Genomic DNA, 12918 nt, shown 5'->3' on the forward strand with positions numbered 1-12918 from the left:
ATTAAATGGAAGTAAAAAAACTGAATAAATACGATAAAGCATATCTGCGAATTGCAAAAGAGTGGAGTCTGCTTTCTTACTGTAAACGTAAACAAGTTGGTGCTATTATTGTAAAAGACAGAATGATCATTTCTGACGGTTACAACGGAACACCATCTGGATTTGAAAATTGCTGCGAAGACGAAGACGGATTAACACGCTGGGATGTTTTACATGCCGAAGCAAATGCAATCCTGAAAGTAGCAAGATCAACACAATCTTGTGAAGGGGCGACATTATATATCACGCTTTCGCCTTGCAAAGAATGCAGCAAATTAATACATCAGTCTGGAATAAAAAGAGTGGTGTATAAAGATGGATATCGTGATGATTCTGGAATTCAATTTTTAATAAAAGCAGGTGTAGAAGTAGAGCATATTCCTGTTTTAGAAGAGTAATGAAATTTAATCCAAAATATTTGCCAATAGTCATAGGAGCAACCTTTGCTCTTGGAACAATTGCCGGAAGCTTAATGAATGCTCCCGCAAGCGAACAGCTTTTGGCTAAAAATTACTCTAAAACCAAACTTAATAAGCTTATTGATTTTATCAATACCGAATATGTTGATAGTGTCAATACCGATTCGATTGTAAATCTTACGGTCGATAATATACTTTCTAAATTAGATCCGCATTCGGTTTATATTCCGCCAAGCGAACAAGCTGAGGTTGCCGAAAGCATGAAAGGTGATTTCGTGGGTATCGGAATCAATTTTTATATGTATAAAGATTCGGTTGCGATTATAAAACCAGTTGAAAATGGGCCTTCAGCAAAAGCAGGAATAAAATCTGGCGATCGAATTCTATTTGCAGGAAAAACCAAATTGTATGGCAGAAAATTGCCTTCAGATAGTTTATTCTCCAAATTAAAAGGACTTCAAGGTTCAGAAATTGAATTGACTGTTTTTAGAAAATCAGAACAGAAGAAACTGAAATTTAAAGTTAAGCGGGACGTTATTCCGATTAAAAGCGTTGATGCTTCTATGCTGCTTGGAAATAATATCGGCTATATCAAAATAAACCGTTTTGCAGAATCCACTTTTAATGAGTTTAAAACTGGTTTAACAAGATTAAAGCAAAAAGGAATTCAATCGCTTGTAATTGACCTGCGAGATAATGGTGGCGGTTATATGGAAGAAGCGATTGCCATTGCAGATGAATTTTTAAAAGACAAACAGTTAATTGTTTTCACTAAAAGCAAAAACGGTTCAACCGAAAAAACATATGCAACAAAAGCAGGAAGTTTTGAAACTGGAAAAGTGTATGTTTTAATTAATGAAAACAGTGCTTCTGCAAGCGAAATTTTAGCTGGAGCCATTCAAGATAATGATCGTGGAACTATTGTTGGACGCCGTTCTTTTGGAAAAGGTCTCGTTCAAAGAGAAATGGATTTTAATGACGGATCAGCAGTAAGATTGACTGTAGCTCGTTATTATACACCAACAGGAAGATCGATTCAGAAACCATATAAAAAAGGAAACGAAGAGTATTTTAAAGAATCAGAGTCTAGAATTGCTACTGGAGAATTATATGCAAAAGACAGCATAAAAGTGGCCGATTCTTTAAAATTTAAAACTCCTAAAGGAAAAATAGTATACGGCGGCGGCGGAATCGTTCCGGACGTTTTTGTACCGATGGAAGCAGAGCACGGAAATGAAAATGTTGCTTATTTGCTGCAAACAGGAATTGTGGGACATTTTGTTTTTGAAGAATTAGATAAAAATAGAAATGCTTTTGCAGGAGATAATTTCAATGCGTTTTTGACTAAAATGAAGAATTCAGATCTTTATTTTAAAAGATTCAAGAATTACATTTTGATGACAGGCTTGGATTTGAAATTAGACAAAACAAAAGCGCTAGTAAACCGCCATATTACGGCTGAATTTGCACGACAGCTGTTTGGCGAATTGTATTATTATGATGTAATCTTAAAAGAAGATGCCATGATAAAAACAATTCTGACTCCGAAGAAATAACTTCAATCCTTATATCATGAAAATAGAAACCGTTGTTGATGCAGAAATCGAACTCTTGACTGCAATTAAAAAATCGGATGTTATGGCTTTGGAAACAATCCTTCATGATGATTTATTGTTTAATATGCCCGACGGACAAACCATCACTAAAGATTTCGATTTACAAACATACCGTTCTGGAAAGATTAAAATCGATTCATTGGAAGGTTCAGATCAAATCGTGAATATAATTGGCGATTCGGCTGTAGTTACTGTTACAGTCGCGTTAAAAGGAGCTTATGATGGTAATCCGATTAATGGAGTTTTCAAGTACATAAGAGTCTGGAAAAAAGTAGGGAAAAATTTAAAAGTTATAGCAGGAAGCTGTGTTCAGCTGGCGTAAAGTTTGGAAACCATAAATAATATAAACTTAAAATAAGACCTAGCGAACCTAGCGTAAATCTTTGCGAACTTCGCGGTTAAACTAAAATATATGAAAAATCTAAAAAGAATAAGTTTTCTAGTACTTTTAATGACTTTTGTAATTTCTTGCACAACTATGAAAAATGATGCGAATGCTGTAGTTACAGGAAAAGTGGATGGTATAGAAGCTGGTAAAGATGGTTACACGGCTAAAATTACCACAGACGCCAAAGAGGTATATTTTGCCACAATTAGTATTGTAAACGTTGGCGGACCTCAAAACTACAAACAATTAAAAATTGGAGATGTGGCGTCTGTAAAAGGAGAAAAATGGAAAACTGAAGAGGAAAACCATATCAAGGTAACAGAAATCGTTTCGGTTAAATAGACGACCATGCAAAAAAAAACATTAAGAGATTAAGTTTATTAAGCTGCAAGGCTTGTTTTCTTAATATCTTAATGGTTTTTTTGTTTAGTTTTTTTTTCTTAATGAAACTTGATAATTAAGTTTCCGTCAGAATAAAACTTAATTTTTCTTAATCTCTTAATGGTAAAAACAAAAAATTATCGAATACTATCGTGAGCGTGAGTCTGTACGCCGTTATTCCATAAAGTAAGAATATCTGTTGCTACAGCCGCGCCACTTCCGGCAGCAATTGCCAATTGGCTTCTCCAGCCAGCTAAAGTTCCGATTACATAAATGCCGTCAGCCACTTTATGATCTTCGTTTTTAAGCTGAATACGCTGTTTTTCTGGAAGAGCTTTTTTATGAGGTTCAACAAATTGCATTAAACCTTCAATGTCGAAAGTATTAGCAGAACCAATTCCAATTACGATATTTCTTGTTTGGTATGAATTCTTGTTTGTCACCACGGTAAATTCAGGATAGCTCCCCTCAATTTTTATTACCTTTTCATTTGGAATCTGAGTAATGTGCGGGTAAGTTATGGCTAAATCCTGAGTGCTTTCAGTTAAAAGTTCAGAACCTAATTTTCCTGGTGTAATTCCGTAAGCGTTATAAAATATTGCCTCTTGTAAAGAAGAATTTTTCTGGTGGGTAAAAATTCCGATTTTTTTATCAGTAACAAAAGTTTTGTTTTTTGCGGACCCTAAGACAAGAGCACAAGACATGCCTGATACTCCTCCGCCGATAATTAAAACATCAAACATATTATCTGTTGTCATTCATTTTTTCTTCAATTCTTTTTGAAATTCTAAAAATCAAAAGAATCAAAACAGCGCAAAATGAAGCGGCGATTCCAATAAAAGCTACCATACTATCTCCTTGAAAAGGGTTTTGAAAGTCTAATAGCGTAATATTAAAAACGATTAAAGCTAATGCCAAAAGCACTAAGATTGAAGTGAAAATTTTCATAAGGTTGTTTTTGTTTTTGCCTAAAATAATAAAGTAGAACTTTATGGGGAAATTGCCTTAAAGTTGTATTTTAGAAATTTTACGGGGTAAATTTATAAAAATAAAATTTAGACAAACAAACCTTTAACATTAGCAGCGAATAATTTAACAGCAATTGCTAAAAGTATTACTCCAAATGTCTTGCGAACTACTCCAAGTCCGTTCTCTCCTAATAGATTTTCGATTTTTTTAGAAGACTTCAAAACGATGTAAACCAAGATGATATTTAGTACAATTGCAATGATAATATTAATCGTATGAAACTGAGATCGAAGTGATAATAAGGTGGTCATGGTTCCCGCTCCAGCGATTAGAGGAAAAGCCAAGGGTACAATAGAAGCAGATCCTGGTTCTTCATCACGATAAATTCTGATTCCTAAAATCATTTCCAAAGCCAGAAAGAATAAAACGAAAGATCCTGCAACAGCAAACGAATGAACATCGATACCAATTAAATTTAGTAAACCTTCTCCAACAAAAAGAAAAACAATCATAATTGCTCCGGCAACAATAGAAGCTTTTTCAGATTCGATGTGTCCGACTTTAGCTCTTAAATTCACAATAATCGGAATTGAACCAACAATATCAATTACGGCAAAAAGCACCATACTAACGGTAATGATTTCTTTAAAATCGATTTCTAACATATCGCTTTGATTTTTAGGGTTTAAAAACTGCTGCAAAAGTAGTTAATAAAGTTAGGGGTTTTTTCGTTACAATGTATTTTTGTTATAAAAACATGTTTTATTGGTTAAAAAAGTGATATTTGTAACAATTGTGGTTTTTGCCACAAAGTTTCACAAAGATTTTTCGCAAAGATTCGCGAAGTAATATTTTTTAAAATGGCAATATTCGATAGAAATCTTTGTGGAACTCTGTGTTTAGCTTTGTGAATCTCTGTGATACATTTTTTATCTGCTTTCTTTGACTATCTTTGCACTTTATAAATTACAGTATTAAATATCATGTTTCAGTTAGGTAAAACTATTATTTCAGAGGACATTCTGGAAAAAGAATTTGTGTGCAACTTGTCTGCTTGTAAAGGAGCTTGTTGCGTTGATGGAGATGCGGGCGCGCCTTTGAATGAGGCTGAAACTAAAATCTTAGAAGAAATTTATCCAAAAGTGAAACCTTTTTTACGAAAAGAAGGAATAGAGGCAATCGAAGCTCAAGGAACTTGGGTAAAAGGAACTGATGGTGATCTTGAAACTCCGCTTATTGATAATAAAGATTGCGCTTACGTAATTTTTGACGGAAAAACGGCACTTTGCGGAATCGAACAAGCTTATAACGAAGGAATCGTAGATTGGAAAAAACCAGTTTCTTGTCATTTATATCCAATTCGTGTAAAAGACTTCACAGAATTTGCGGCGGTAAATTATGATAAATGGGATATCTGTGATGATGCCTGTTCGTTAGGGAAAGAATTAGAAGTTCCAGTTTACAAATTTGTAAAAGAAGCACTGATTAGACGCTTTGGCGAAGATTGGTATTTGGAACTTGAAAAAGTAGCTGAAGAACTTAAAAATTCGTAAAAACCTACAATCAAAATGATGGTCTTTTTGACTACAAGTTTTGACTCGAAAAAATAAAGTTTTGACTCAAAAAAAACTTTTTAAAACTATTTAAAATTTCTTGCATTTTATTCTAAAAAGTCTATATTTTACAGGGCTTTTGAAGGGTGAAATAGCTATTAAATCATTCATTTGCAGTAAATTAATTATTGTCTGAAAAATTTTTCAAATTTTAGCCTTTGTTAAAAACTACGCCCGATTGTGAATAAGTTTGGCTTTTATTTTTGACGTGAAATGACAATCTTTGTAGTGCACTGAATGTGTAAAAATTCAATAAAAAAATTAACAGAATCTGTCATGTCACAAATCGAACCAATATTACAAGAAAATAAAAATCGTTTCGTTATTTTTCCGATTAAACATCATGACATTTGGGAGTGGTATAAAAAGATGGAAGCGAGTTTTTGGACTGCAGAAGAAATCGATTTACACCAAGATTTGACAGACTGGAATAATAAATTGAATGATGATGAAAGATATTTCATTAAACATATTCTTGCATTCTTTGCTGCTTCTGACGGAATCGTAAATGAGAATTTGGCTGAGAACTTTGTAAATGAAGTTCAATATGCTGAAGCGAAGTTTTTCTATGGTTTCCAGATTATGATGGAAAACATTCACAGTGAAACGTATTCTTTATTAATTGATACTTACGTTAAAGATGAAGCTGAGAAAACAGAATTGTTTAATGCTTTAGAAGTTTTTCCTGCTATTGCTAAAAAAGGAGAATGGGCTTTAAAATGGATCGAGTCTGATTCATTTGCTGAAAGACTTATTGCTTTTGCTGCAGTTGAAGGAATCTTTTTCTCAGGAGCTTTCTGTTCAATTTATTGGTTGAAAAAACGTGGTTTAATGCCAGGTTTGACTTTCTCTAATGAGCTGATTTCTCGTGACGAAGGTGTACATTGTGATTTTGCAGTTCACTTGCACAATCATCACTTGGTTAACAAAGTTCCAAAAGATAGAATCAAAGAAATCATTGTTGACGCCTTAGATATCGAAAGACAATTTGTTACAGAATCTCTTCCGGTAAGTTTAATTGGTATGAATGCTACTTTGATGACGCAATATCTAGAATTTGTTGCTGATAGATTATTAGTAGAATTGGGTTGCGAGCGTGTGTATGGATCAGCGAATCCGTTTGATTTCATGGACATGATTTCTCTTCAAGGAAAAACCAATTTCTTTGAAAAACGTGTTGCAGAGTATCAAAAATCTGGTGTAATGAACACAGATAGTGATGCTCAGAAAATTTCATTTGATGCAGATTTTTAGACAACAAAAATACTTTTAGCGACTGTTCTTCAAGAGACGCTGAAAAAAGATTACAAGAATATTTTAAGGTTGAGTCTCTTTCCCCAAATCGTAGATTCAATAACAATTTTTGACGTATTTAAGTTCGGTTTTCGAATTTGAAACGAGTAACTATTGAGAATTTGGTAATTCTCAAAAAATAATTTAAAAACACGCAATGTTTAAGTACTGGAGTCCGTTCTCTAGTTACTTTCATTTTTTCAATAACTATAAATGGTAAGCTTATGTATGTAGTAAAAAGAGATGGCCACAGAGAGCCCGTAATGTTTGATAAGATTACAGAAAGAATCAAAAAATTGTGTTACGGCTTGAATGAGCTCGTAGATCCAGTTAAGGTAGCTATGAGAGTTATCGAAGGATTGTATGATGGGGTTTCGACTTCTGAATTGGATAATCTTGCAGCAGAAACGGCGGCTTCTATGACTATTGCGCATCCAGATTATGCTCAATTGGCAGCTCGTGTAGCAATTTCTAACCTGCATTCAAATACCAAAAAATCTTTCTCAGAAACGATGAAAGATATGTATCACTATGTAAACCCGAGAAATGGTCAAGATGCGCCATTAATTGCTGATGATGTTTACAAAGTAATTCAGGAAAATGCTGCTTTTTTAGATTCTCATATCATTTATACAAGAGATTTTAATTACGATTACTTTGGTTTTAAAACCTTAGAGCGTTCTTATCTTCTTAAAATAAACGGAAAAATCGTGGAGCGTCCGCAGCACATGTTAATGCGTGTTTCTGTTGGTATTCACTTAGACGATTTAAAATCGGTTATTGAAACTTACGACTTAATGTCTAAAAAGTTCTTTACGCATGCAACACCAACGTTGTTCAACGCAGGAACCCCAAAACCTCAAATGTCTTCTTGTTTCCTTTTAGCAATGCAAGATGATAGTATTGACGGAATTTACGATACATTAAAACAAACAGCAAAAATCTCGCAGTCAGCGGGGGGAATTGGACTTTCTATTCATAACGTTCGTGCAACTGGATCTTACATTCGCGGTACAAACGGAACTTCAAACGGAATTGTTCCGATGTTGAGAGTTTTCAACGATACTGCTCGTTATGTAGATCAAGGTGGTGGAAAACGTAAAGGAAGTTTTGCGATTTACATCGAAACTTGGCATGCTGATATCTTTGATTTCTTAGATTTAAAGAAAAATACAGGAAAAGAAGAAATGCGCGCAAGAGATTTATTCTTCGCGATGTGGACTTCAGATTTATTCATGAAACGTGTTCAGGAAGATTCAACTTGGACTTTAATGTGTCCAAACGAATGTCCAGGATTGTATGATGTTTATGGAGAAGAATTTGAAGCTTTATACACTGATTACGAATTTCAAGGAAAAGGAAGAAAAACAATCCGAGCTCGTGAATTATGGGAGAAAATCCTAGAATCTCAAATCGAGACTGGAACGCCATATATGTTGTACAAAGATGCAGCAAACCGTAAATCGAACCACAAGAATTTAGGAACTATTCGTTCTTCTAACTTGTGTACAGAGATTATGGAGTTTACATCTAAAGATGAAATTGCAGTTTGTAACTTGGCTTCAATCTCTTTGCCAATGTTTATTGATAACGGACAATTTGATCACCAAGCGCTTTACAATGTTACAAAACGTGTAACTCGTAACTTGAACAAAGTAATCGACAGAAATTACTATCCGGTAAAAGAAGCAGAAAATTCTAATATGCGTCACCGTCCAGTTGGATTAGGTGTACAAGGTTTAGCAGATGCTTTCATTATGTTGCGTATGCCGTTTACAAGTGATGAAGCCAAAAAATTAAATCAAGAGATTTTCGAAACTTTATATTTCGCTGCTGTAACCGCTTCTATGGAAATGGCAAAAGAAGAAGGTCCATATTCAACTTTCGAAGGTTCGCCAATGTCTCAAGGAGAATTCCAACACAATATGTGGGGAATGAAAGATGAAGAATTATCTGGCCGTTGGGACTGGGCTTCATTAAGAAAAGAAGTTGTAGAGCATGGAGTTCGTAACTCTTTATTAGTTGCGCCAATGCCAACTGCTTCTACTTCTCAAATCTTAGGAAACAACGAAGCTTTTGAACCATATACATCAAACATTTACACACGTCGTGTATTGTCTGGAGAATTCATCGTAGTAAACAAACATTTACTAGAAGATTTAGTAAAACTTGGTTTATGGAACGAAGATTTGAAACAAGAAATTATGCGTCATAATGGATCTGTTCAAAATATTGATAAGATTCCGCAAGACTTAAAAGATCTTTATAAAACAGTTTGGGAAATGTCGATGAAAGATATTATCGATATGTCTCGTCAAAGAGGATATTTTATTGACCAGTCTCAATCGTTGAACTTGTTCATGCAGGATGCAAACTATTCTAAACTGACTTCAATGCACTTCTATGCTTGGCAATCTGGTTTAAAAACAGGAATGTATTATCTAAGAACAAAAGCGGCTGTAGATGCGATTAAATTCACATTAAACAACGATAAAAAAGAAGAAACAGCTCCGTCATTAGTTGCAGAAACTGAAGCAATCAGCGTTGAGGATTACAAAGCGATGTTGCTTAAAGCACAAGCTGCAGATCCTGAGGATTGTGAAATGTGTGGGTCTTAATTATTTTAGATTTTAGATTTTAGATTTTTAATTTAATATACGAAAAGCAGTTATTGTAATGATAGCTGCTTTTTTATGTTTTAATTTTCGCCACAAATTCACGAATTTTATTTTTTAAATCTGTGAAATTTGAATTAAATAACCACAATGATTTGAGTCAATTCGTGAATTCGTGGCGAAAAAAACTTAGAACCTTAGCAACTCAGCATCTTAGTCCCTTAGAAAAAGCCATTATAAATATCTCATTTTAAGCCCATTTTTTTATATTATCATACAAAACCTGCTAAATTTGTTAAGAAATCCTTTTTTGTTTCATAAAATGCAATCTTTTTTTTGGTGCACTAAAAATAATTTATACATTCGCAGAGAATTTAAAACAAAACACAAACAAAATGGCAAGTAACCGTTTTTATTTTAGCAACAATTTTTATTTCTTCTTTAGTAGAAGTCAGGATTGTGCTATGGTTATTTGAGAAAAATTTTAAGACAAATAAAACTAATATACAATCCTGATGCAAATCAGGATTTTTTTTTGACTATATGACAACGAAAATTGCAATACAAGGTATAAAAGGATCATTTCATCATCAGGTTGTGAAAGAGTATTTCTCTGAAAATGTGGATATTGATGAATGTTTATCTTTTGAAGAATTGATCGACAGCCTTATTGCCGGAAAATCTGATCAGGCTGTAATGGCGATCGAAAATTCAATTGCAGGGCCGATTATTCCAAATTATGCATTGATTGACAAGAACAATTTACACATAATTGGAGAGCATTATTTAAATATTCAACAGAATTTAATGGCTTTAAAAGGTCAGAAAATTGAAGATATAAAAGAAGTTCATTCGCACCCAATGGCACTTTTGCAGTGTATGGATTTCTTGAAACAATATCCAAATATCAAATTGGTTGAGGATAAAGATACAGCCGAAACAGCAAGAAGAATTCAAGAAAAACAGTTGACTGGAATTGCAGCAATTGCAAGTGTGACGGCTTCTGAAATGTACGATCTTGACATTATTGCACCATCGATTCAAACGATCAAAAACAATATGACACGTTTCGTAATCATTAAAAAACAAAATTCATTTTTGCCAGAAAGCGAAATCAACAGAGCCTCTGTAAAGTTTGAATTGGATCATAAAAGAGGAAGTTTAGCGGCAGTTTTAAATGTAATGAGTGATTGCAAACTGAATTTGACAAAAATCCAGTCGCTTCCAAAAATTGAAACGCCTTGGAAATATTCATTCTTCGTAGATGTAACATTCGAGAAATACGAAGATTTTGCAAAAGCCAAAACATTATTAAACATCATGGCAGAATATTTTAAAGTGTTGGGAGAATATAAAAATACAAAACCTTTAAGTGAGTCTTAAAGTTGGAAAGTCGAAAGTCTTAAAGTCAAAAAAGAAAAAGCATATAGCCTAAGGCTTAAAGCATACAGCAAAAATTAAAAACAATGATTACAACAGCAAAACGATTAGACACAGTTGAAGAATACTACTTCTCATCAAAACTAAGAGAAGTTCGTCAGTTGATGTCTGAAGGAAAATCGATCATCAACATGGGAATTGGAAGCCCTGATTTGAGTCCGTCAAAAGCAGTAATTGAAGCAGTCGCTGCCGCAATTCAAGACGAAAACGGACATGGTTATCAAAGCTATCAGGGATTACCAGAAATGAGGCAGGCGATGGCAGATTTTTATCGTGATCAGTTTGGTGTTGAAGTGAATCCGAATAATGAGATTTTACCTCTAATGGGTTCGAAAGAAGGAATTATGCATATTTCGTTAGCCTTTTTAAATGAAGGCGATCACGTTTTGATTCCGAATCCAGGTTACCCGACTTATACTTCGGTGACCAATTTGGTTCAGGCAGTTCCGGTTTATTACGATTTAAAAGAAGAAAACGGATGGGAACCAGATTTTGAAGCTCTGGAAAAACTGGATCTTTCGAAAGTAAAAATTATGTGGTTGGGGTATCCGCACATGCCAACAGGAGCGAGAGGAAGTTTAGCGTTATTTGAAAAATTGGTTGCTTTTGCTAAAAAACACAACATATTATTGATCAACGACAATCCGTATAGTTTTGTTTTGAATGATAATCCGATGAGTTTATTGCAAGTTGAAGGCGCTAAAGATGTGGCTTTAGAATTAAACTCTTTAAGTAAAACATTCAACATGGCAGGCTGGAGAGTCGGAATGGTTTTAGGAAATCCTGAAATTATCGATGCAGTCCTAAAAGTAAAAAGCAACATGGACAGCGGGATGTATTACGGAATTCAGAAAGGTGCAATAGCGGCTTTGAAATGTGATAAATCATGGTTCGAAGACCAAAACAAAATTTACAGACGCCGTAGAGAATTAACGGAGAAATTAGCTGAAAAGCTAAACTGTAAAGTATATAAAGAAGGAGTTGGTTTATTCGTTTGGGCAAAACTTCCAGAAGGAATCGAATCAGCGGAGAAGTTCATTGACGAAATATTATATGAGAAACATATTTTCATCACACCGGGAACCATTTTTGGAAGCAACGGCGAAGGATATATCAGATTCTCATTGTGTGTAAAAGAAGAAAAAGTACAAGAAGCTATTGATCGATTTTAGAGTATTGAGATTTTAGAAGCAAGAATCAAGACTTTTATCCAGATTGTCAGGCTGAGCGAAGTCGAAGCCATTTAATTGGAATTTGGAATTTTAAGACTTGGAATTTAAAAAATTATGAAAGTATACGTAATAGGAATAGGGTTAATAGGCGGTTCGATGGTGTTAGACATCAAAGGACGTTATCCTGATGCGACTATCTTAGGAATTGACAATAACGAAAAACATTTGCAGGAAGCAATTGATCTTGGCGTTATTGATGAAGCGGGAAGCTTTGAAGATTTACAAAAAGCAGATTTTGTAATCGTTTCGGTTCCAGTAGATGTAGCGCTGACAGTTTTGCCTAAAGTTCTGGATGCAGTTGGAGACAAGACAATTGTTTTTGAAGTAGGATCGACCAAAAAACCAATCTGTGATGTGGTGGCCAATCATCCGAAAAGGAGAAATTTTATTGCCACGCACCCAATTGCAGGAACTGAATTTTCGGGTCCATCAGCAGCAATAAGAGGTTTGTTTCAAGGAAAAACAAACATTATCTGTGAAGTCGAAAAGACTGCTTTTAAATTACAGGAAAAAGCATTAAATCTTTTTACTTCAATTGGAATGAGAATTCGATATATGGATCCCGTTTCGCATGACAAACACATTGCTTATGTTTCGCATTTATCGCACATTAGTTCGTTTATGCTCGGAAAAACAGTAATGGTAAAAGAAAAAGACGAACAAGATATTTTTGATATGGCGGGAAGTGGATTTGAAAGCACCGTTCGTCTGGCAAAAAGTTCACCAGCAATGTGGACACCCATTTTTAAACAAAACAAAGAATACGTTCTGGAAACCTTAGAAGGTTATATTGCAAATTTGACTCAGTTTAGAGATTTGCTGGCAGACGACAATTACAACGCCATTTTTGAAGAAATGGAAAGTGTAAATAAAATTAGAGAAATATTAAACGGAATAACTATAAAAAAGTAAA

13 protein-coding genes are annotated in these 12918 nt (G+C 34.3%); 10 read left to right on the forward strand and 3 right to left on the reverse strand.

Annotated elements, in window-relative coordinates:
* The first annotated feature begins 5 nt into the window (after positions 1-5).
* From DM397_RS05150 to DM397_RS05165, 4 genes are all read left to right on the forward strand, one after another.
* Positions 6-437, forward strand: a complete 432-nt coding sequence (locus tag DM397_RS05150) for a deoxycytidylate deaminase (protein WP_012022621.1) — start codon at positions 6-8, stop codon at positions 435-437.
* Complete coding sequence (locus tag DM397_RS05155; RefSeq protein WP_111376509.1) at positions 437-2014, forward strand: S41 family peptidase; 1578 nt, start codon at positions 437-439, stop codon at positions 2012-2014. Before DM397_RS05150 ends, DM397_RS05155 begins: the two co-directional genes overlap by 1 nt.
* Before the next feature lie 16 nt (positions 2015-2030).
* Positions 2031-2396, forward strand: coding sequence for a nuclear transport factor 2 family protein (locus tag DM397_RS05160; protein ID WP_111376510.1), 366 nt, complete (start codon positions 2031-2033; stop codon positions 2394-2396).
* Positions 2397-2486: 90 nt separating this feature from the next.
* Complete coding sequence (locus DM397_RS05165) at positions 2487-2804, forward strand: hypothetical protein (RefSeq protein ID WP_111376511.1); 318 nt, start codon at positions 2487-2489, stop codon at positions 2802-2804.
* Between the two features lie 176 nt (positions 2805-2980).
* On the opposite strand, the gene DM397_RS05170 is transcribed toward DM397_RS05165, so the two are convergent.
* The 3 genes from DM397_RS05170 to DM397_RS05180 all read right to left on the reverse strand — a co-directional run bounded on the left by DM397_RS05170 (position 2981) and on the right by DM397_RS05180 (position 4477).
* Positions 2981-3586: an FAD-dependent oxidoreductase gene (locus DM397_RS05170; protein WP_111376551.1), complete on the reverse strand. Its 606-nt coding sequence runs from the start codon at positions 3584-3586 to the stop codon at positions 2981-2983.
* A gap of 1 nt (position 3587) precedes the next feature.
* The gene (locus tag DM397_RS05175; RefSeq protein WP_095928256.1) at positions 3588-3791 is read right to left on the reverse strand and encodes a hypothetical protein; all 204 of its coding nucleotides are present in this window, start codon (positions 3789-3791) and stop codon (positions 3588-3590) included.
* 107 nt (positions 3792-3898) lie between these two features.
* Positions 3899-4477, reverse strand: coding sequence for a MarC family protein (locus tag DM397_RS05180; protein WP_008465051.1), 579 nt, complete (start codon positions 4475-4477; stop codon positions 3899-3901).
* A gap of 318 nt (positions 4478-4795) precedes the next feature.
* Between DM397_RS05180 and DM397_RS05185 the strand changes: the two genes are divergently transcribed.
* The 6 genes from DM397_RS05185 to DM397_RS05210 all read left to right on the forward strand — a co-directional run bounded on the left by DM397_RS05185 (position 4796) and on the right by DM397_RS05210 (position 12917).
* Positions 4796-5365 carry a DUF3109 family protein gene (locus tag DM397_RS05185; protein ID WP_111376512.1) on the forward strand — a complete coding sequence of 190 codons (570 nt, stop codon included), beginning with the start codon at positions 4796-4798 and terminating at the stop codon, positions 5363-5365.
* A 336-nt stretch (positions 5366-5701) separates the two neighbouring features.
* Positions 5702-6679, forward strand: a complete 978-nt coding sequence (locus DM397_RS05190; RefSeq protein WP_026728414.1) for a ribonucleotide-diphosphate reductase subunit beta — start codon at positions 5702-5704, stop codon at positions 6677-6679.
* A gap of 263 nt (positions 6680-6942) precedes the next feature.
* Positions 6943-9336: a ribonucleoside-diphosphate reductase subunit alpha gene (locus tag DM397_RS05195; RefSeq protein ID WP_111376513.1), complete on the forward strand. Its 2394-nt coding sequence runs from the start codon at positions 6943-6945 to the stop codon at positions 9334-9336.
* Between the two features lie 540 nt (positions 9337-9876).
* Entirely contained in the window at positions 9877-10716 is an 840-nt protein-coding gene (locus DM397_RS05200; protein WP_111376514.1) for a prephenate dehydratase, read from the forward strand.
* Positions 10717-10799: 83 nt separating this feature from the next.
* On the forward strand, positions 10800-11945 hold the full coding sequence (locus DM397_RS05205; RefSeq protein WP_111376515.1) for a pyridoxal phosphate-dependent aminotransferase: 1146 nt from the start codon (positions 10800-10802) through the stop codon (positions 11943-11945).
* Between the two features lie 114 nt (positions 11946-12059).
* Positions 12060-12917, forward strand: coding sequence for a prephenate dehydrogenase (locus tag DM397_RS05210; RefSeq protein WP_111376516.1), 858 nt, complete (start codon positions 12060-12062; stop codon positions 12915-12917).
* Position 12918: the final 1 nt, after the last annotated feature.

This window comes from Flavobacterium nitrogenifigens (genome assembly GCF_003254565.1).
Lineage (GTDB): Bacteria > Bacteroidota > Bacteroidia > Flavobacteriales > Flavobacteriaceae > Flavobacterium > Flavobacterium nitrogenifigens.